This is a genomic window from Streptomyces sp. E11-3, assembly GCF_046540415.1.
Classification (GTDB): Bacteria; Actinomycetota; Actinomycetes; order Streptomycetales; family Streptomycetaceae; genus Streptomyces.
This window is the reverse complement of record NZ_JAZGRL010000001.1, coordinates 2,903,708-2,922,938: the sequence shown is the minus strand read 5'-3', so window position 1 is coordinate 2,922,938 and position 19,231 is coordinate 2,903,708. Positions and strand designations below refer to the sequence as shown.

The following is a 19,231-nucleotide window of genomic DNA, read 5'->3' as shown; positions in this document are numbered from 1 at the left end:
TCCCCCTCGCTCTTCACCGCGAAACTGCCGGGTGGGGGATGCTGGGGATAACGTTCGTTCACGTCTTCCGGGATCGCATCCGGTCAGGGCGCCCGGTGGGGACACCCAGTGGGACATCTCGGTACATCCCGATAAATCTCGGTAAACGTCGGTACATGGAGGCAGTGATGGGTGTGGCAACCGGCCCGATCCGCGTGGTGGTCGCCAAGCCAGGTCTCGACGGGCACGATCGCGGGGCCAAGGTGATCGCGCGGGCGCTGCGCGATGCGGGTATGGAGGTCATCTACACCGGCCTGCACCAGACGCCCGAGCAGATCGTGGACACCGCCATCCAGGAGGACGCCGACGCGATCGGCCTCTCCATCCTCTCGGGTGCGCACAACACACTGTTCGCGAAGGTCATAGAGCTGCTGCGGGAGCGCGACGCGGAGGACATCAAGGTCTTCGGCGGCGGGATCATCCCGGAGGCGGACATCGCGCCGCTCAAGGCACAGGGCGTCTCGGAGATCTTCACGCCGGGCGCGACGACGGCGTCGATCGTGGACTGGGTCCGCGCGAACGTCCGCCACCCGGCCGAGGCGTAACCGGGGCTCCGCCCCAGACCTCGTTCGTCCTCAATGTCTGTCCTCACATGTTTGTCCTCAATCGCCGGACGGGCTGAAATCAGTCCGTCTGGCGGCGGGGGGTCTACTGCTCGGCCAGCTCCCTCCGCATCGCCGCGCGCAGCCGCAACGTGCTCACCAGCCGCTGGAACGCCTCCGACCAGTACCCCACCGCACCCGGCGCCCCATCCTCCGGCTCGTCCGGTATCGCCGTGAGGGCCTCTAGGCGGTCGGCCTCGCCCGGGTCGAGGCAGCGCTCCGCCAGGCCCATCACCCCGCTGAAGCTCCAGGGGTAACTCCCGGCGTCCCGCGCGATGTTGAGCGCGTCGACCACGGCGTGGCCGAGCGGCTGCGACCACGGCACCGCGCACCCACCGAGCAGCTGGAACGCCTCGGACAGCCCGTGCGCCGAGATGAACCCGGCGACCCACTCGGCCCGCTCCGCCGCCGGCAGCGCGGCCAGCAGCTTGGCGCGCTCGGCGAGCGAGACCGCGCCAGGACCGCTCGCGCCGGGTGCCGCCGGGGTGCCGAGCAGGGCACGGGACCAGTGCGCGTCGCGCTGGCGCACGGCGGCCCGGCACCATGCGCCGTGCAGCTCGTTCTGCCAGTCGTCGGCGACGGGTAGCGCCACGATCTGCTCCGGCGTACGGCCGCCCAGGCACGCTGACCAGGAGGCGAGCGGGGTGGCCTCCACCACCTGGCCGAGCCACCAGGCGCGGCGGCCCCGCCCCGCCGGCGGGTTCGGCGTGACGCCGTCCCGCTCCATCGCCGCGTCGCACTCGTGCGGCGCCTCCACGGTGAGGGTGCCGTCGGAACGGTCCAGCGCCACACAGGACGCGGCACGTGCCGCCATCCGCGCGGCCAGCGCCGAGCCGGGCAGCGCGGAGAGCAGCTCGGCCGCGGTGGCCCGGACATTGCGGCTGCGGTCGGTGAGCGCCTGCTCAAGGAACGGCTCGTCGGCATCCCCGAGGCCGGTGCGCAGCGAGTCGAGGAACATCAGCCGGTCCTCGGCCCGCTCCGTGGTCCAGGTGGTGGCGAGCAGCTCGCGCGCGGCGTCCGCGTCATACGCCCGTACGGTGCTGAGCAGCGCCACCCGCTCCGCGAACAGGCCCTCCTCCCACAGGCGTCGGACCTCCGCGGTCTCCTCGGGGGCGGGCAGCGCGGCCCCGCCGGGTGCGGCGCGCAGGGCGAACCGCCAGTCGGGGTTGAGCCGCGCCAGCCACAGCGCGCGCGGACCCGCGAAGGTCAGCGCCTGCGGCCGCAGATCCGTGCGCCCTCGGGCCGCGTCGAGGAGCGCGGGCAGCAGCTCCGGGGGCGCGGCGAAGCCGTGTTTGTTGGCCAGGACCAGCCACTGCGGCAGCAGCTCCGTCAGATCGGGCGCCGCACCGCGCCGCCCACCTGAGCCGCCCCCGGCGCCGGGGCGGCCGGTCAGCAGCATCGAGAGCCGCTGCCTGGCGGCTCTCGGCAGCGCGGGCCGCGGGTCGGCCGCGGCGGGCTCGGGCGGCGCGGCGGCGGGCGCGGCGCACAGCCCCGCCCTGCGCCGCACGGTGTGCACGGCCGCCGCGTCGAGCAGCGCGCCCGGTGCGTCCTTGCCGGGGGCGGTGACCGGGGGCGTACGCCGCTCGGTCCCGAGCAGCGCTGAGGTGACGAGCTCTTCCCAGTCGGAAGCGGGGCCCGTGCCGGTGCCGGTGCGGGTGCGGGTGCGGGTGTGGGTGTGGGTGTGGGTGAGGGTGCCGGTTTCGGTGTTCGTGCTGGTGGCGCTCATCGGGTCCTCCCATACGGATGGAACGAGCTGGAGAGCGAGCCGGGGCTGGTCGTCGCCAGGTATCGCGCGGCCTGTGGTGCGCGGGCGCCGTGCCGCGCGGCCTGCGGTGCGCGGGCGCCGTGCCGCGCCGAGAGGTGGCCCCTTCCGCGCGCGTGCGGAGGGGAGTGGCGGAGGCGGAGGCGGGGGCCGACGTGGGTCAGCACAGCGGGACCGCCTCGCCCGAGGGGTCGGTTGCGGGGTCCGGCCAGGCGGTGAGAGGTGTGAAGCCTCGGTGGCCGCACTCGCCGAAGACCGTCACCGGGGCGCCGCCCGAGAGCGCGGCGAGTTTCCACAGGCCCGGGCGTGACAGGGCCGTGGGGGACAGGGGCAGCGCCGACTTGCCTTCCGCATCGGCCAGTTGCCAGGCTTCGCCGGTCGGGGTCGGTATCACGCGGTGCAGCGTGACCGGCCAGGACTCCAGCCAGGGGTCGTCCCGCAGCGCGGTGCCGTAGGCGGCCGCGGCTTCCTCGGTGTCCATCCCCGGTGGCCGCGCGGAGGTCGGTTCCGGTGCGGAGAATCGCTCGCCGAGCCCCGCCCGCAGCTGTCCGGCCCCCGGGTGTGCGGACAGCTCGGCGTCGAGCGCCAGGCCGACCGGCAGCGCGAGCTCGGGCGCCCGCCCGGCCGCCCCGAAGGACAGCAGCAGCGCCGTACGCCCGGACTCGGTGCCATGCAGCCATATGCGGCGCGCCGTGAGCTTGGCGTCGGCCGTGTCGTACTGCGCGAGGACCAGCCACCGGTCGCGCAGCGGAGGCCCCTCGGGCGACGCGGGCAGCCCGATGCGCGAGCGGACCGTCGCGGCCAGCGGCTCGGGCAGCCGCTCCCGACGCAGCCACGCCTGGTCAAGGAGATGCAGCAGCGCGCACTCCTCAAGCAGCCGCACCGGCCAACCGGGCCCCGACGCGGGTATGGCGCCCAACTCCTGCACCCGCGAGGCCAGTCCGGGCGCCTGCGCGTCGACCATGCGCCGGGCCGTCTCCTCCCACATCCCGTACCCCGCACGCTCCGCCGTGGCGAGGCCGCCGCGGAGCAGGTCGGCCAGGCGCTGCTCCAGCTCCGACGCACCCGCGGTGATCCGCTCGGCCCGGCGCTCCGCCCTGCGCCGGGCCGCCTCCGGATCAGCGGACTTGGCCGCACCCGCACCCGCACCGGCGCCGCTCGGCTTCTCCGCCCGCGTACGACGCCCGGCCAGCCACTGCTCGGCCCACTCGGGCGCCGAGGAGTCCGGCACCGTGCCGTCGGCGCCGGCCCACAGCAACAGCAGCCCCAGCGCGTGCTTGCACGGGAACTTCCGGCTGGGGCAACTGCACTTGTACGCCGGGCCCGTGGTGTCCACGACGGTCTGATACGGCTTGCTGCCGCTGCCCTTGCACAGTCCCCACACCGCCCCCTCTCCCGAGCTTCCCGTCTCGGACCACGGCCCGGCCACGCCGAGTTTGCTTCCCGCCTTGCGTGACGACGCGTCAGGAGCCATTGCCAGCACCTGCTCCGCCGTCCAGCGAACCCCCTGCTGAGTCATGTCTCCGACGGTAGATCCCGCCACTGACAATCGCCTCGGCTATCGCTTCTCCACCGCGCTGACCTGCTACGACGGTCGATTGTCAGTGGCGTGGTGCACGGTTGGTCACACAGCCGGAGAGCTGCCGGAGAACTGCCGGAAATCTGGAGGGGGACCCATGTCCGTGTCTGTCGACTCCACCGCGAACGACGCTGCCCTGCGGCCACACGCCGAGGACGCGTTCGCGCACGAACTCACGGCACTCGCCGCGGCCGACGACCGTCCGCGGCCCGCCCGCTGGCGCCTCTCACCGTGGGCGGTGGCGACCTATCTGCTCGGGGGCACGCTCCCGGACGGAACGGTGATCACACCCAAGTACGTGGGCCCGCGCCGCCTCGTCGAGGTCGCCGTCACCACACTCGCCACCGACCGCGCCCTGCTCCTGCTCGGGGTACCCGGCACCGCCAAGACCTGGGTGTCGGAGCATCTGGCCGCGGCGATCAGCGGCGACTCCACGCTGCTTGTGCAGGGCACGGCCGGTACCCCGGAAGAAGCCATCCGCTACGGCTGGAACTACGCGCAGCTGCTCGCGCACGGACCCAGCCGGGACGCGCTGGTGCCGAGCCCGGTCATGCGGGCCATGACCGAGGGCATGACGGCGCGGGTCGAGGAGCTCACCCGCATCCCTGCCGACGTACAGGACACCCTGATCACGATCCTGTCCGAGAAGACCCTGCCCATCCCGGAGCTGGGCGAGGAGGCGCAGGCCGTCCGCGGGTTCAATCTCATCGCCACGGCGAACGACCGCGACCGCGGGGTCAACGACCTGTCCAGCGCCCTGCGCCGTCGCTTCAACACCGTCGTCCTGCCGCTGCCGGTGAGCGTCGAGGCCGAGGTCGACATCGTCTCGCGGCGCGTCGACCAGATCGGCCGCTCGCTTGAACTGCCCGCGGGCCCTGACGGCATCGACGAGATCCGCCGCGTCGTCACCGTCTTCCGCGAGCTGCGCGACGGCGTCACCGCCGACGGGCGTACGAAGCTGAAGTCGCCCAGCGGCACCCTGTCCACCGCCGAGGCGATCTCGGTCGTCACGGGCGGGCTCGCCCTGGCCACGCACTTCGGCGACGGCGTACTGCGCCCCGGCGACGTGGCCGCCGGAATCCTCGGGTCTGTCGTCCGCGACCCGGCGGCGGACCGGGTGATCTGGCAGGAGTACCTGGAGGCGGTCGTCCGCGAGCGCGACGGTTGGAAGGACTTCTACCGCGCCTGCCGGGAGGTGACGGCGTGAGCGTGGCAGAGACGGCAGGGGGCGGGCCCTGGGTGCTCGGCGTACGGCACCACGGGCCCGGCTCCGCACGGGCGGTGCGGGCCGCGCTCGCCGCGCAGCGGCCCGCAGCCGTACTGATCGAGGGCCCGCCCGAGGCCGACGCACTGGTGGAGCTGGCCGCCGACGAGGGGATGAGCCCACCGGTCGCGCTCCTCGCCCATGTCACGGACGACCCGGGGCGCTCCGCGTTCTGGCCGTTCGCCGGGTTCTCCCCCGAGTGGGTGGCGATCCGCTGGGCCCTGGACCACGGAGTACCGGTCCGCTTCATCGACCTCCCGGCGGCCCACACCCTGGCCCAGAAACCGGAACGGGGAGAGGGAGAGGGAGAAGAGGAGACGCCGGAAGTAGGAGAAGAGGAGACGGAGGGGGACGAGGGGAAGAAGGAGGGGGAGCGGCNCAGGCGGTGGCGGCTGGTGCTCGGCGGGCACTCCGCCGACGGCACCGGCTGCGCGCTCGCGGGCCAGGACGCGGCCATGGACGGGGCGCTCAGCGCGCTCTACGGCCAGGGGGAGCAGCGGGACAAGGGGCGGGGGAGGGGCGCTGGCCTGGGCGCGTCGGCGCCGTCCGTCGCCCGCTGGCTCGGCGACATCCGGACGTACTTCCCCTCGTCCGTGGTGCAGGTCATGCAGCGCGACGCGATCGACCGGCTCGGGCTCTCCGCCCTCCTCCTGGAGCCGGAGATGCTCGAAGCGGTCGAGGCGGACGTTCATCTCGTCGGCACCCTGCTGTCGCTCAACAAGGCCATGCCGGAGACGACCAAGGAGACCGCGCGCGCCGTCGTCCGCAAGGTCGTCGACGACCTTGAGAAGCGCCTCGCCACCCGCACCCGCGCCACCCTCACCGGGGCCCTGGACCGCTCGGCGCGGATCAACCGGCCGCGCCACCGCGACATCGACTGGAACCGCACCATCGCGGCCAACCTCAAGAACTACCTGCCCGAGTACGGCACGGTCGTGCCCGAGCGGCTCGTCGGCTACGGCCGGGCGTCCCAGTCGGTGAAGAAGGAAGTGGTCCTCTGCATCGACCAGTCGGGCTCGATGGCCGCGTCCGTCGTGTACGCCTCCGTCTTCGGCGCCGTACTCGCCTCCATGCGCTCCATCCAGACCCGCCTGGTCGTCTTCGACACCGCCGTCGTGGACCTCACCGACCAGCTCGACGACCCGGTGGACGTCCTCTTCGGCACCCAGCTCGGCGGCGGCACGGACATCAACCGGGCGCTCGCGTACTGCCAGTCGCAGATCACCCGTCCCGCGGACACCGTCGTCGTCCTGATCTCCGACCTCTACGAAGGCGGTATACGCAACGAGATGCTGAAGCGCGTCGCGGCCATGAAGGCCTCGGGCGTGCAGTTCGTGACGCTGCTCGCGCTGTCGGACGAGGGCGCGCCCGCCTACGACCGGGAGCACGCGGCGGCGCTCGGCGGGCTCGGCGCACCGGCGTTCGCCTGCACCCCCGACCTCTTCCCCGAGGTGATGGCGGCGGCGATCGAGAAACGGCCACTGCCCATACCGGACATGGCGACTCATCAGTAGCAGGGGACTTGCGCGAAGCCAGGAGTTCCATGCAAGGATCGGCGCGCCGCTCACGGAGCGCCATATTCCGCCGCGGCGGCCGCCACTGGGCCGACCGCGCCCGATCGCTTCGTCCGCTGCATCCGCTTCATCTTCATTCGCTTCACCGGAGGGCACCTCGCCTTGACTGCCGTAGCCACGCTTCGTCCTGCCGCCCGGCGCCTTGTGCGCTCGGTGGCCGGGCGGCGTGCGCTTCAGGTGGTGCTGTTCCTCGGCGGCCTGCTGGCGCTCGGCCTCATCGGTTCGGCGCAGGCACATGCGGCCGAGACCGCCCGCGAGGTTCCGGGCGAGTCCCGGCTCCTTGAGGCCGAGCCTCAGCCCGCGGCCGAGGAGGGCATGGCCGCGGTCGCGGAAGCGGTGGAGCCGATACGCGAGGCCGCGCAGGCGGTCACCGCCAGCGCGGCCAGCTCGCCTGCCGACATGGCCGACATGGCCGACATGGCCGACACCGGTCGGCTCGCCGACCCTGCCCCGGTCGTCGACAGCGTCAGCGATCCCGTGGCAGCCGTCAGGGCGGTCGGCCGGGCGGGTACGGAGCCCGTCCGCGAGACGCTGCAGCCCGTTCGCGACACCCTGCAGCCCGTCCGCGAGACGCTGCGCCCGGTGGTCCGTTCGGTCGGGGCGGTGGCCGGGGAAGCTGTGCACCGCGTGAAGAGCGCCAGTGCGTCGCAGGGTGACGCGGTGGCCCCTGAGCGCGGTGCCCCGCACCCGGCGTCCGCGCAGGACGCCGAGCAGCAAGGCGCGGAAGCCGTGGCGAAGGCTCCCAAGAAGGACCCCGGCAAGGGCCCCGGCAAGGACCCCAACGCCAAGGACGCCGCCTCCCCGCGGAAGGCGGGGCCGACGCCGACGCCCACGTACAGCCCGCTGGAGCGGCGCATCGACGGCACCACGACGGCGCACGAGGGCCGTACCGCAGTCAGCGCCGCGCACCTCGGTGTAGGCGGCGCACCCTGGCGCTCGCCGCTGCCCCAGCCATTCGGCGTAGCCGCCCACGCGGTCGCGGACAGCGGCACCAAGCGTTACGGTGACCCGCTCGCCGCCGCGCTCTTCGGCGGCACGTCACACCAGCTCGTCTCGGGTCCCGGTGCCCAGGAGACGTACGCGCCGGTCCGCGACCGACAGCGCGAAATCCTCGAATTCCCCGGATAGGGCAGGCCTTCCCCCGCCTTGAGACCTGCCGCGCGGGGGCGGGACAGGTCTGCCCACCGGAGCACCCCGAATTCGAAGGATCTGACGCACGCATGAGCAAGCACAGCAGCAAGCACGCCAAGCCGAACACCAGCAGCGGCAACTTCCGCCGCTCCCTCGTGATAGGCGTCGGCGCCACCGGCATGATGGCGCTGGGCGCCGGAGCCGCGAACGCCACGGACCTCGGCAAGCTCCCGGCCTCCGCGCCGGTCAGCTCGCCCGACCTGCAGTCCGCCGACGCGGCCGACGTGGCCGCCTTCGCCGAGGCCGACGCGGTCGGCCAGGCCGCCGAGGAGTACGCACCGACCTACGAGGCTCCGGGCATCCCGGGCGCGCCCGAGGTCTCCGCCCCCGAGGTGGCGGCGCCCGAGGCCGAGGTCGACTACCTCTTCGGCCCCCTCACGGACTTCGCCCCGCAGCTCGTAAACGAGGCGCCGGGCCACGTCGGCAACCAGGTCGGCAACCACGTCGACCGTCACGTCAACGGCGTCGTGCAGGCATCCGGCCCGATCGCCGACGAGACCTCCAGCGCCGTCCTGCCGCCGTTCGCCGGTGACGCGGTCGACGCGGTGACCCCGATCGTCGGGCAGGTGGCGGGCGACCCCACCGCCACCATCCTGCCGCCGCTGGCCGTCGACGCGGTCTCCGCCGTACTCCCGATCGTCGACCAGGCCGCGGGCGACGCCACCGTGCTCGCCGACGACGCGACGGGCGAGGTGACGGGCGACGTCGTGCCCTTCGCCCAGGACACGACCGGCGAGGTGAAGCCCTTCGCCGGCGCCGTCACCGGTGACGTGCGGAACTTCGCCGAGACCGTGGTGGAGCCGGTCAAGCCGCTCGCCGACGGTGTCGGCGGCAGCACCACCAACCTGGCCGAGAACGTGACGGGCGGCGTCGAGCCGCTGGCCGAGAACGTCGTGGGCACCGTCACCGCCGACGCCGAGCCGCTCGTCGAGAACGTCGCGACCGGCGCCCAGGGCGCGGTCTCCTCCCTCACCCCGAGCTACGTGCCCAGCCACTGAGCACCCGGGCGTCCAGCTACTGAGCACCCAGACGCCCGGCTGCCAAGCCACCTGATCGTGGGCCGGACGGCACCACTCGGATACGCCCGGAGGGGACCCGGAAGCGCTCCGATCCGCCGTCCGGCCCACGATCTGTGACCGTAATCACCGCCGCAGTGTGATCTGCGATTTAGGGCCCCAGGGCCTGCGGCGATAATCTGCGAGACGGACATGCCGCGTCCACGGTCACCGTGAGCGCCTTCCCTGTGACAGCGCAGTCACGTTGCCCTTCGCGGCACGCCCACGCAGACAACGAATCGCAAGAGCGGCGATGCAGGCGATGCACACCGCTCGCGAGACCACTGAAAAGGGATGGACGCGCGTGGACCTGTTCGAGTACCAGGCGAGGGACCTCTTCGCCAAGCACGGTGTACCGGTGCTGGCCGGTGAAGTCATCGACACGCCTGAGGCGGCGCGCGCGGCGACCGAGCGTCTTGGCGGCAAGTCCGTCGTCAAGGCCCAGGTCAAGGTCGGTGGCCGCGGCAAGGCGGGCGGCGTGAAGCTGGCCGCCACGCCGGACGAGGCCGTCGCCCGCGCGACGGACATCCTCGGCATGGACATCAAGGGCCACACGGTCCACAAGGTGATGATGGCCGAGACGGCTCCGGAGATCGCCGAGGAGTACTACGTCTCGTACCTCCTCGACCGCACGAACCGCACGTTCCTCGCCATGGCGTCCGTCCAGGGCGGCGTGGAGATCGAGGTCGTCGCGGAGGAGAACCCCGACGCCCTCGCGAAGGTCCCGGTGAACGCCAACGAGGGCGTCTCCATCGAGAAGGCCCGCGAGATCGTCGCCCAGGCGAAGTTCCCGGCCGAGGTGGCCGAGCAGGTCGCCGAGATTCTCGTGACCCTGTGGAAGACCTTCATCGAAGAGGACGCGCTCCTCGTCGAGGTCAACCCGCTGGCCAAGGTCGCCGACGGCCGCGTCATCGCCCTCGACGGCAAGGTCTCGCTCGACGAGAACGCCGACTTCCGCCAGCCGGAGCACGAGGCGCTTGAGGACAAGGCCGCAGCCAACCCGCTCGAGGCTGCCGCCAAGGCCAAGAACCTCAACTACGTCAAGCTCGACGGCGAGGTCGGCATCATCGGCAACGGCGCGGGTCTCGTGATGAGCACCCTCGACGTCGTCGCGTACGCCGGTGAGAAGCACAGCAACGTCAAGCCCGCCAACTTCCTCGACATCGGTGGCGGCGCCTCCGCCGAGGTCATGGCGAACGGCCTGGAGATCATCCTCGGCGACCCGGACGTCAAGTCCGTCTTCGTCAACGTCTTCGGTGGCATCACCGCCTGTGACGAGGTCGCCAACGGCATCGTCCAGGCCCTGGAGCTCCTGAAGTCCAAGGGCGAAGCGGTCACCAAGCCGCTGGTCGTGCGCCTGGACGGCAACAACGCCGAGCTGGGTCGCAAGATCCTCTCGGACGCGAACCACCCGCTGGTGCAGCGCGTGGACACCATGGACGGCGCGGCCGACAAGGCCGCCGAGCTCGCCGCAGCTGCGAAGTAAGGAAGAGGGACTCAGACCACCATGGCTATCTTCCTCACCAAGGACAGCAAGGTCATCGTCCAGGGCATGACCGGTGCCACGGGCATGAAGCACACCAAGCTCATGCTCGGTGACGGCACCAACATCGTCGGCGGCGTGAACCCGCGCAAGGCCGGTACGTCCGTCGACTTCGACGGCACCGAGGTACCCGTCTTCGGGTCCGTCGCCGAGGCGATGGAGAAGACCGGCGCCGACGTGTCCGTGCTCTTCGTGCCGCCGGCCTTCTCGAAGGCCGCCGTCGTCGAGGCGATCGACGCCGAGATCCCGCTGGCCGTCGTGATCACCGAGGGCATCGCGGTCCACGACTCGGCCGCGTTCTACGCGTACGCCGTCGAGAAGGGCAACAAGACCCGGATCATCGGCCCGAACTGCCCCGGCCTGATCACCCCCGGTCAGTCCAACGCCGGCATCATCCCGGGCGACATCACGAAGCCGGGCCGCATCGGCCTGGTCTCGAAGTCCGGCACGCTGACGTACCAGATGATGTACGAGCTGCGTGACATCGGCTTCTCCTCGGCCGTCGGCATCGGTGGCGACCCGGTCATCGGTACGACGCACATCGACGCCCTGGAGGCGTTCGAGGCCGACCCCGACACCGACCTGATCGTGATGATCGGCGAGATCGGCGGCGACGCCGAGGAGCGTGCGGCGGACTTCATCGCGAAGAACGTCACCAAGCCGGTCGTCGGCTACGTCGCGGGCTTCACCGCGCCCGAGGGCAAGACCATGGGCCACGCCGGCGCCATCGTCTCCGGCTCCTCCGGCACCGCCCAGGCGAAGAAGGAGGCCCTTGAGGCCGCGGGCGTGAAGGTCGGCAAGACCCCGACCGAGACCGCCAAGCTGGCGCGCGAGGCGCTCACCGCCTGAGCGCGTGAGACGCGTATAGCGCGTTAGGCACGTTTTGGGCCCGTACCCCCGGCGAGGGGGTACGGGCCCAAACGCGTTCGCGGGTACGTGTGCACGTGCGTAGTCGGTACGTCGGTCTGTACGTGGGTACTCAGCGCGCCTGCGGAACCAGTCGTTCCGGGCCGTTCATCGGCTCCGCCTCCAGCTTCTCGCGCAGCTCGCTCGCCCGCTCGGACAGCGGTCCTGGCCCCATCCGCGGCGGTACGCCACTGATCGACTCGCCCGGCGCCCGCGGCGGCTCGTACTGGCGCGGCGCGGTCGCCAGGGTCAGTACGGAGGCCCCGATGATCAGTGTGGTGAAGGCGATCGCCGCGCGGGTCCAGAACCGGGACCGGTACTCGCTCGCGGCACGGACCCGGCGCGCGGGCGGGGCGGCGAGCTTCTCGGTGGCGGCCAGCTCGGTGAGACGCCGGTGCAGTTCCGCGGGGGCCGAGAGCTCGGGCAGCCGCTCGGCGACGGCCTCACGGGCGTGCAGCAGCCGGTTCGCGGCGGCCGGAGTGCTCGCCTCAGTCTCGGCCGCGGTCTCCGGCAGGTCGAGCCCCACACCGTCGTAGAGGACGAGCGTGCGCCGGTACGAGGGCGGGAGGCTCAGCAGCGCGCCGAGCAGCTCGCGGTCGTCGCGCCCGGCGGGCGGTGCCTCCGGGTGCCGGTAGCCGCGGCGCAGCCGGTGCCAGGGCGACAGCGCGTACTCGTACGCGGCGGCCCGCACCCAGCCCACCGGGTCCCGGTCGACCGCGACCTCGGGCCAGCGCTCCCAGGCCTGGTGGAAGGCCCGCTCCACGGACTCCTTCGCCAGCGCGCGCCGCCCGGTGAGCAGGTAGGTCTGGCGTACGAAAAACGCGAAAGCGTTTCACGATAAATGCGAAAACGGGAACGGANCAGCGCATGCCGGAGCCACCGGGCCCGTCCTGGCCGCCGCCGCCCTGCGCACCGGGCCGCTGACCGAAGCCGCCAGGGGAACGGCCGGGCTGGCGGCTGCTCCAGCGCCCGCGCCCCCGAGGCTGCTCCCCCGAGCCCTCGCCGGCGCCCCCGCCTGCCGGGTGCCGGTCCCGCCAGGGCTGGTCGGGGCTGCCCTCGGGCGGCGGCGCGAAGGGGTTGTCCTCACCTCGCGAGCCCGGTGAGCCCGGTGAGCCCGATGAGCCCGGCGAACCCTGCGGTCCCTGGCCCTCGTCCTGGCCCTGTCCGTGCCCCTGACCCTGTCCCTGCGGGTCCTGGGACCCCTGAGATGAGCCAGGCGTGGGCTCGCCCTGCGGGGTGGAGGGCAAGGGTGAGGGCTGTCGGTCCGGCATCAGGTGTGCGTCTTCCCCTAGTTGAGGCTCCGTAGCGCTTGCTCCCCAGACGCTACCTCCCGGCCCCGCCCCCGTCCCGTGGGGGCTGGCTGGTGTGCCGGTATCGTTGCTGACGGTCGGCCGGTTCGTAGAGTTCCCCGTACCGGGGAGCGCGAAGCATTCGTACGACCATACAAACGATCGAGTTCATGAAAGGGCCCCGCCGTGGCCTCCCCCTCCCCCCCGACCCGTCTCGTCGTGCTGGTCTCCGGTTCCGGTACGAACCTGCAGGCCCTGCTCGACGCCATTGCCAACGAGGGCTCGGTCTACGGCGCCGAGATCGTGGCCGTCGGGGCGGACCGTGACCACATCGCCGGTCTTGAGCGTGCGGAGCGCGCCGGGGTGCCCACCTTCGTCTGCAAGGTGAAGGACCACGAGAACCGCGAGGCCTGGGACCTGGCGCTGACCGAGGCCACGGCCGCGTACGCGCCGGACCTGGTCGTCTCGGCCGGCTTCATGAAGATCTTGGGGAAGCACTTCCTCGCCCGGTTCGGCGGGCGTGTCGTCAACACGCACCCTGCCCTGTTGCCCAGTTTCCCGGGAGCCCACGGCGTACGCGACGCACTCGCGTACGGCGTGAAGGTCACCGGTTGCACCGTCCACTTCGTCGACGACGGCGTCGACACCGGCCCGATCATCGCGCAGGGCGTGGTCGAGGTCCGCAGCGAGGACCACGAGGACGACGGTGCCGCGCTCCATGAGCGCATCAAGGAAGTCGAGCGACGACTGCTCGTCGAGGTCGTGGGGCGTCTGGCCCGGCACGGCTACCGCATTGAGGGACGAAAGGTTTCCATCCCGTGACCGCCGAAGGTACGAAGTCCGCCGAGGGTACGCAGCCCACCGAGGCCAGCAAGCGGCCCATCCGCCGCGCCCTGGTCAGTGTCTACGACAAGACGGGGCTCGAAGAGCTGGCCCGCGGCCTGCACGAGGCGGGCGTCCAGCTCGTCTCCACCGGGTCCACCGCCGCGAAGATCGCCGCCACCGGCGTCCCGGTCACCAAGGTCGAGGAGCTCACCGGCTTCCCCGAGTGCCTGGACGGCCGGGTCAAGACCCTGCACCCCCGCGTGCACGCGGGCATCCTCGCCGACCTGCGCCTGGACGCGCACCGCGAGCAGCTCGCCGAACTGGGCGTCGAGCCCTTCGACCTGGTGGTCGTGAACCTCTACCCCTTCAAGGAGACCGTCGCCTCCGGCGCGTCCCCCGACGAGTGCGTCGAGCAGATCGACATCGGTGGCCCCTCGATGGTCCGCGCCGCCGCCAAGAATCACCCGTCCGTGGCCGTGGTCACCAGCCCCGAGCGGTACGCGGACGTGTTGACCGCGGCCCAGGGCGGCGGGTTCGACCTCACCACCCGCAAGCGGCTCGCCGCCGAGGCGTTCCAGCACACGGCCGCGTACGACGTGGCGGTGGCCTCCTGGTTCGCCGGTGACTACGCGGCCGCCGACGAGACGGGCTTCCCGGACTTCCTCGGCGCCACGTACGAGCGCTCCAACGTGCTGCGCTACGGCGAGAACCCGCACCAGCCCGCCGCCCTCTACTCCAGCGCCACCGGTGGTCTGGCCGAGGCCGAGCAGCTGCACGGCAAGGAGATGTCGTACAACAACTACACGGACACGGACGCCGCGCGCCGTGCCGCGTACGACCACGACGAGCCCTGCGTCGCGATCATCAAGCACGCCAACCCGTGCGGCATCGCGATCGGTTCCGACGTCGCCGAAGCGCACCGCAAGGCGCACGCCTGTGACCCGCTGTCCGCGTTCGGCGGAGTGATCGCCGTCAACCGCCCGGTCTCCGTCGCGCTCGCCGAGCAGGTCGCCGAGATCTTCACCGAGGTCATCGTGGCCCCGGCGTACGAGGACGGCGCGGTCGAGATCCTGGCCCGTAAGAAGAACATCCGGGTGCTGCGCTGCCCCGACGCCCCGTCCGACCCGGTCGAGGTCAAGGCGATCGACGGCGGCGCGCTGCTCCAGATCACCGACCGGCTGCAGGCCGAGGGCGACGACCCGGCGAACTGGACCCTCGCCACGGGTGAGGCGCTGAACGCCGACGAACTGCGCGAGCTGGCCTTCGCCTGGAAGGCCTGCCGCGCGGTGAAGTCCAACGCGATCCTGCTGGCCAAGGACGCCGCGTCGGTGGGCGTGGGGATGGGCCAGGTCAACCGCGTCGACTCCGCGAAGCTCGCCGTCGAGCGCGCGGGCGAGGAGCGCGCCCGTGGCGCGTACGCGGCGTCGGACGCCTTCTTCCCGTTCCCGGACGGGCTGGAGATCCTGACCGCGGCCGGGGTCAAGGCCGTGGTGCAGCCGGGTGGTTCGGTCCGTGACGAGCTGGTCGTGGAGGCGGCGAAGAAGGCGGGCGTGACGATGTACTTCACGGGGACGCGGCACTTCTTCCACTGAGCCGTACGGCAACGCGACGCAACGGGCCGGTGACGCGTGACGCGTCACCGGCCCGTTGCCGCGGCCGTCACCTCACGGCCGGGGTCCCGCTACCGCGAGCGGAGGCTGCGGCAGATCAGCACTCGCCGCGCCACTTGGCGTAGTTGAGGGTCAGGGGAGAGCCCTTGAGCGTGTACTTGGTGCCGGAGGTGCTGCCGTTCTCCGGGTAGTGCAGGCAGCCCGACACCTTGGTGCCGGAGGAGTAGGTGGCCCCCCACCCGATGTGATCAGCGCCGGTGTACTTCGTGCCGTTGTTGAAGATGGACATGCCGGTGGACGACTTCAGGTTGTACAGGTTTCCCTGCGACTTCCACTTCGGCTTCCCGCTGAACGATGCGTTGTCCCAGACACAGACATACGACTTCGGGCAGTCGCTCGACGCCGCTGAGGCCGTGGGCGCGATCGCCAGGCCCGCCACCGACAGACCGACCGCGCTCATGCCCACAACGGCGCGACGCAGGATATTCCGCTTCATCAGTAGTTCCTCCTGAGTGGGTGATGCGGGCCGGGCGTACTGTCCCCCCGCTACGGCGCCGTCCCTGAGGCGCTGTGATCACAGCTTGCCCGCCGGGCGGGAGACGGGGCACCTCGTACATCCGAGGGTGGCGGGACACGCAGGTGGGGCCACAGTTCAGGACGGGCACTCACCGCGCCAGCGGACGGAGTCGATGGTCCGGCCGCCGGAGGCGAAGTTGCCGCGGCCCTCGGCCCAGCCGCGATGCAGACAGGCGCTCCCGCCTTCCTTGAAGGTGACCTGGACGTGGTCGTAACCCTCCTGGACCGTGCCGTTGTTGAAGAACGACCTGCGCAGGCCGCACTGGCTGCTGGGATCGTCGCGGTCGGTCCGGCATACGCTGCCGGTGCCGTCGGCGCCCGAGTAGAAACAGACCGAGCCGGGCGGGCAGTCCTTCCAGGCGCTGGAGTCGGAGCAGTTGTTACTGGTCACGGGGATGCCGTTGTAGTCCACGCCCGTGTGGAGGACGCCATCGAAGTGGACCGGCTGGCGATGCTTCTCGTACGTGAAGTCGCCGCCGCCTGGCAGGTAGCGCTGCTCGTAGTGGAGGTGGGACCACTCGCTGTTGCTCCCGCTCGTGCCGATCCGCCCGATCTGGGTCGAGGGCGTCACCTGGTCGCCCTTCTTGACGTACGCGTCGGGGGCGTCCTTGAGGTGGTAGTACGCGGTGAACCAGCCGCCCGCGTGCTTGATCTGGATGGTGTTGCCCGAGCCGGAGTCCTCGTACGTCGCGACGACCGTGCCGGTGGCGGACGACTGCACGGGCAGACCGTCGGACCCGGCGTTGTCCTTCACCACGATGTCCAGAGCGGGGTTGTGGCCGGCGTCGTAGGCGGAGACCTCCCACTCGGTCCCGCACGCGAACGGCATTTGGAACGCGGGCTTGCCCGCAGGCTGTGACGCCTCGGTGCCCGAGGCGTCACCGGGCGCGGCGGAGGCGGCGGACACCGTCGTCGCGCCGAGTGCCAGGGTCGCCGCGCAGGCGAGCATCGCCGTGCGCAGGCGGTGGCCTGGACGGCCTGCCTTCTTGAGGTACCGCAGCATCACGTCCCTTTCGCAGGGCCGGGCGGTGGGCCCGGCGGAGGTGTGGTGTGTGCCCACCATCGCGCCGGGTGGCCGTTGCCGCGTACTCGTAACTCAGAGGGCCGAGTGCCCGGTCAGCAGTCTTCGGTCCAGCTGTGCGACTGGACCGTGAGCGGGTCGGCGAAGTTCACCCGCCGGCCGACCCTGATGCAGCCGAGATCTTCCTGCAGGCGCTTCTTCGCGTAGTAGAGGACGTCGACAAGCTCCTCACCCTCGTCGGTGTCGTAGCCGTTGTTGAACACCGACCTGACTTGGCGCTCGTTGACCCAGCCGCATAGGTAGTCCCCCTTGGCCCAGTCGTTGTCGTCGCCGTCAAAGGCGCAGATCTGGCCCTGGCCGTCCTCCTCGGTAAAGAAGCAGACCTCGCCACGGCCGCAGCGGTCGTAGCCGGAGGCCCCAGCCCGTGAGCCGGGGTCCGTGAACGTGCCGCTCACCCCGAAGCCGAGCGCCGCGAGCGCGGCCGCCGCTGCTCCGGCGGTGGCCCAGGGCCGCCGCCGGAGCAGATGGGCAGGGCGTAGCCGGGGGAGTGCCGGAGCCGCGGTGGCGCCCGCCGCCCGCTCAACGCGGCGCAGGAGTGCGGCTGCGTCGGCGATGTGCGCGGCGCGCTCGGCGTGGGTACGGGCGAGGCAGTCCGTGATGATCTGCCGCCAGGGTTCCGGGAGTTCGGGCGACAAGCGCAGCTCCTCGTCACCCCGGGCGTAGCGCACCGCCGCGTCCCTGCGGGTGGGTGCGGTGCCGCCGGGCAGCGGCAGGGAGCCTGACAGGACCACATGGGCGAGTACGCCGAAGGCCCAGATGTCGGCGGTGGGGCGGATCTGCTGGCCGCGTTCGCCGATCTCGGACCAGAGGAGTTCGGGTGGGGTGTAGTCGGGTGTGGAGAAGGCGGGTGAGTAGGCGTGGGTGCCTTCCAGTTCGGCGGCGAGGTTGAAGTCGGCTAGGCGCGCGGTTCCGTCGGGCATGATCAGGACGTTGCCGGGTTTGAGGTCGCCGTGTACCCAGCCCGCGTGGTGCAGTTGGTGCAGTCCCTCGCAGACCTGGGCGAGCAACGCGGGCCCGGTCTCCGGTGTGGGGGAGCGGGACAGTAGCGTCGAGAGACACTCCTTGGCCTGTTCGAGTACGAGGACGGTGGCGCCGTCGAGTTCGGGGTGCTCCGGGTCGTCGACCGTCAGCGTCTCGTACATGCGGATCAGGCGTGGGGAGCGCAGGCGGCGCAGCAAGTCCACTTCGCGTTCGGCGAGTTCGCGCAGGTGGCGGAGCTGGCGGGGGGTGTGGGTGCCGGTCGGCAGGAACTTCAGGGCGGCCGTTTTGGGGAGGTCGGTCCCTGACACTCGGCGGGCCGCGTACACGCTCCCGAACGCACCTGAAGCGAGCGCCTCACGCACCTCCCAGCCGCCGACCCGGTACCCCTTCGCAACGCTGATCGCGTACGGCTGCCCCGAGGGTCGTACGTTCATCGCACTGCCTCCCTGGCGTCGGCGGTCAGTAGTACGAGATCGTCCTCGCGTACGAGGTCGAAGCGGAGCGCGAGCGAGACCAGGGACTCCTTCTTGCCGTTGAGGCGGGGGCCGGGATCCAGCGCGTCCGGGGTCTGCTTGAGCCGGAGCTTGACCGCGAGGTAGTCGATGTTCCACTGCACGGCGGCGCGGTTCGCCGCCGGCCAGCCGGGGCGCAGTCGCTCCACCACCTGGTCGACGGTGGGCAGCGGGGCGTGTGGCGCACCGCGCAGCCGCGACTCGCACAGGGCGGCGAGCACCGCGAAGTAGCGCTTGGTGCGGTCCAGGGCGAAGGCCGGGATGGTCAGGTCGCCGGTCGGCAGCTCCGGGTCCGTGGGGCGGGCGTCGAGGTGGTCGTGGCGCGGCGCCCAGATATCGAAGCCGAGCAGTTCGCCCGCCGCGGGCAGCACCACGCGCGAGAACTCGAAGGGCACTGGCGCGTCCAGGCGGCCGGGCGCCACCTTGATGTGCTCGCCCGCACCCTCCGGGTTCTCCACCACGTACGTCTGCGTACGGCTCAGATTGCTGAGCAGCCAGAAGGAGTCCTGCGCGGCGATCTCGCCGGCGGCTCTGGACACCCCCTCGTGGGCGAGGGTGAGGTGACGGCCGGGCGCCCCCGCGCTCCTGCCGAACGGGAGTTTCTCACCGGGCGCGAGGCGGGTCTGCCGCTCGGGTCCGGTGCAGTCGGGCGGTACCACGATGATGCTGTACAAGTTCGTCCCCCTTACCGATAGCGGTCGTCAGGGTAGAGGGATCCGAAACGGTGCCGCGAGCCTTCCCGTGCCCGTGTCTGGCCGGTTTGCGCGCGTTTGGATACGCGAGTGGTGGTGGGGGCCGAAAGCAGTCGGGGGCGGGGGGGGGGGCGGCCCCCCCCCCCCCCC

Annotated in this window: 15 protein-coding genes and 2 pseudogenes; 10 read left to right on the top strand and 7 right to left on the bottom strand. The window is 71.8% G+C overall.

The window, feature by feature from the left end:
• Positions 1–167: 167 nt before the first annotated feature.
• Complete coding sequence (locus tag U9R90_RS13160; RefSeq protein ID WP_411056629.1) at positions 168–584, top strand: cobalamin B12-binding domain-containing protein; 417 nt, start codon at positions 168–170, stop codon at positions 582–584.
• A 103-nt stretch (positions 585–687) separates the two neighbouring features.
• Here U9R90_RS13160 and U9R90_RS13155 read toward each other — a convergent pair whose 3' ends face one another.
• Both U9R90_RS13155 and U9R90_RS13150 read right to left on the bottom strand, forming a co-directional pair.
• Positions 688–2,367, bottom strand: a complete 1,680-nt coding sequence (locus U9R90_RS13155) for a DUF5691 domain-containing protein (protein ID WP_411056628.1) — start codon at positions 2,365–2,367, stop codon at positions 688–690.
• Positions 2,368–2,563: 196 nt separating this feature from the next.
• Positions 2,564–3,922 carry an SWIM zinc finger family protein gene (locus U9R90_RS13150; protein WP_411056627.1) on the bottom strand — a complete coding sequence of 453 codons (1,359 nt, stop codon included), beginning with the start codon at positions 3,920–3,922 and terminating at the stop codon, positions 2,564–2,566.
• A 157-nt stretch (positions 3,923–4,079) separates the two neighbouring features.
• Between U9R90_RS13150 and U9R90_RS13145 the strand changes: the two genes are divergently transcribed.
• The 7 genes and pseudogenes from U9R90_RS13145 (at position 4,080) to sucD (ending at position 11,458) form a co-directional block, all read left to right on the top strand.
• Positions 4,080–5,189, top strand: a complete 1,110-nt coding sequence (locus tag U9R90_RS13145; protein ID WP_411056626.1) for an ATP-binding protein — start codon at positions 4,080–4,082, stop codon at positions 5,187–5,189.
• Positions 5,186–5,530, top strand: a pseudogene (locus tag U9R90_RS13140) (DUF5682 family protein); the annotation flags it as partial. The gene U9R90_RS13145 and the pseudogene U9R90_RS13140, both read left to right, overlap by 4 nt.
• 108 nt (positions 5,531–5,638) lie before the next feature.
• Positions 5,639–6,760: a vWA domain-containing protein gene (locus tag U9R90_RS13135; RefSeq protein ID WP_411057729.1), complete on the top strand. Its 1,122-nt coding sequence runs from the start codon at positions 5,639–5,641 to the stop codon at positions 6,758–6,760.
• A gap of 162 nt (positions 6,761–6,922) precedes the next feature.
• Entirely contained in the window at positions 6,923–7,948 is a 1,026-nt protein-coding gene (locus tag U9R90_RS13130) for a hypothetical protein (protein WP_411056625.1), read from the top strand.
• A 92-nt stretch (positions 7,949–8,040) separates the two neighbouring features.
• Positions 8,041–9,009: a hypothetical protein gene (locus U9R90_RS13125; RefSeq protein WP_411056624.1), complete on the top strand. Its 969-nt coding sequence runs from the start codon at positions 8,041–8,043 to the stop codon at positions 9,007–9,009.
• Positions 9,010–9,370: 361 nt separating this feature from the next.
• Positions 9,371–10,552 (top strand): ADP-forming succinate--CoA ligase subunit beta, encoded by a 1,182-nt coding sequence (gene sucC, locus U9R90_RS13120; RefSeq protein ID WP_411056623.1) that lies wholly within the window; start codon positions 9,371–9,373, stop codon positions 10,550–10,552.
• 21 nt (positions 10,553–10,573) lie between these two features.
• Positions 10,574–11,458, top strand: coding sequence for a succinate--CoA ligase subunit alpha (sucD, locus tag U9R90_RS13115; protein ID WP_411056622.1), 885 nt, complete (start codon positions 10,574–10,576; stop codon positions 11,456–11,458).
• Between the two features lie 130 nt (positions 11,459–11,588).
• On the opposite strand, the pseudogene U9R90_RS13110 reads toward sucD, so the two are convergent.
• Positions 11,589–12,329 (bottom strand): annotated as a pseudogene (locus tag U9R90_RS13110) (hypothetical protein); the annotation flags it as partial.
• Between the two features lie 661 nt (positions 12,330–12,990).
• Between U9R90_RS13110 and purN the strand changes: the two are divergent.
• Positions 12,991–13,626: a phosphoribosylglycinamide formyltransferase gene (gene purN / locus U9R90_RS13105; RefSeq protein WP_411056621.1), complete on the top strand. Its 636-nt coding sequence runs from the start codon at positions 12,991–12,993 to the stop codon at positions 13,624–13,626.
• Positions 13,623–15,221: a bifunctional phosphoribosylaminoimidazolecarboxamide formyltransferase/IMP cyclohydrolase gene (gene purH, locus U9R90_RS13100; protein ID WP_411056620.1), complete on the top strand. Its 1,599-nt coding sequence runs from the start codon at positions 13,623–13,625 to the stop codon at positions 15,219–15,221. Before purN ends, purH begins: the two co-directional genes overlap by 4 nt.
• Before the next feature lie 115 nt (positions 15,222–15,336).
• Here purH and U9R90_RS13095 read toward each other — a convergent pair whose 3' ends face one another.
• From U9R90_RS13095 to U9R90_RS13080, 4 genes are all read right to left on the bottom strand, one after another.
• On the bottom strand, positions 15,337–15,735 hold the full coding sequence (locus tag U9R90_RS13095) for a peptidase inhibitor family I36 protein (RefSeq protein WP_411056619.1): 399 nt from the start codon (positions 15,733–15,735) through the stop codon (positions 15,337–15,339).
• Between the two features lie 156 nt (positions 15,736–15,891).
• Complete coding sequence (locus U9R90_RS13090) at positions 15,892–16,818, bottom strand: peptidoglycan DD-metalloendopeptidase family protein (RefSeq protein ID WP_411056618.1); 927 nt, start codon at positions 16,816–16,818, stop codon at positions 15,892–15,894.
• Positions 16,819–16,931: 113 nt separating this feature from the next.
• Positions 16,932–18,311, bottom strand: a complete 1,380-nt coding sequence (locus tag U9R90_RS13085; protein ID WP_411056617.1) for a protein kinase domain-containing protein — start codon at positions 18,309–18,311, stop codon at positions 16,932–16,934.
• Positions 18,308–19,063 (bottom strand): FHA domain-containing protein, encoded by a 756-nt coding sequence (locus U9R90_RS13080; RefSeq protein WP_411056616.1) that lies wholly within the window; start codon positions 19,061–19,063, stop codon positions 18,308–18,310. Before U9R90_RS13080 ends, U9R90_RS13085 begins: the two co-directional genes overlap by 4 nt.
• Positions 19,064–19,231: the final 168 nt, after the last annotated feature.

Excerpts from the sequence above, each read along its gene's own strand:
- U9R90_RS13160 (WP_411056629.1), top strand. The coding sequence starts at position 168 with ATGGGTGTGGCAACCGGCCCGATCCGCGTGGTGGTCGCCAAGCCAGGT.
- U9R90_RS13155 (WP_411056628.1), bottom strand. The coding sequence starts at position 2,367 with ATGAGCGCCACCAGCACGAACACCGAAACCGGCACCCTCACCCACACC.
- U9R90_RS13150 (WP_411056627.1), bottom strand. The coding sequence starts at position 3,922 with ATGACTCAGCAGGGGGTTCGCTGGACGGCGGAGCAGGTGCTGGCAATG.
- U9R90_RS13145 (WP_411056626.1), top strand. The coding sequence starts at position 4,080 with ATGTCCGTGTCTGTCGACTCCACCGCGAACGACGCTGCCCTGCGGCCA.
- U9R90_RS13125 (WP_411056624.1), top strand. The coding sequence starts at position 8,041 with ATGAGCAAGCACAGCAGCAAGCACGCCAAGCCGAACACCAGCAGCGGC.
- sucD (WP_411056622.1), top strand. The coding sequence starts at position 10,574 with ATGGCTATCTTCCTCACCAAGGACAGCAAGGTCATCGTCCAGGGCATG.
- U9R90_RS13095 (WP_411056619.1), bottom strand. The coding sequence starts at position 15,735 with ATGAAGCGGAATATCCTGCGTCGCGCCGTTGTGGGCATGAGCGCGGTC.
- U9R90_RS13090 (WP_411056618.1), bottom strand. The coding sequence starts at position 16,818 with ATGCTGCGGTACCTCAAGAAGGCAGGCCGTCCAGGCCACCGCCTGCGC.
- U9R90_RS13085 (WP_411056617.1), bottom strand. The coding sequence starts at position 18,311 with ATGAACGTACGACCCTCGGGGCAGCCGTACGCGATCAGCGTTGCGAAG.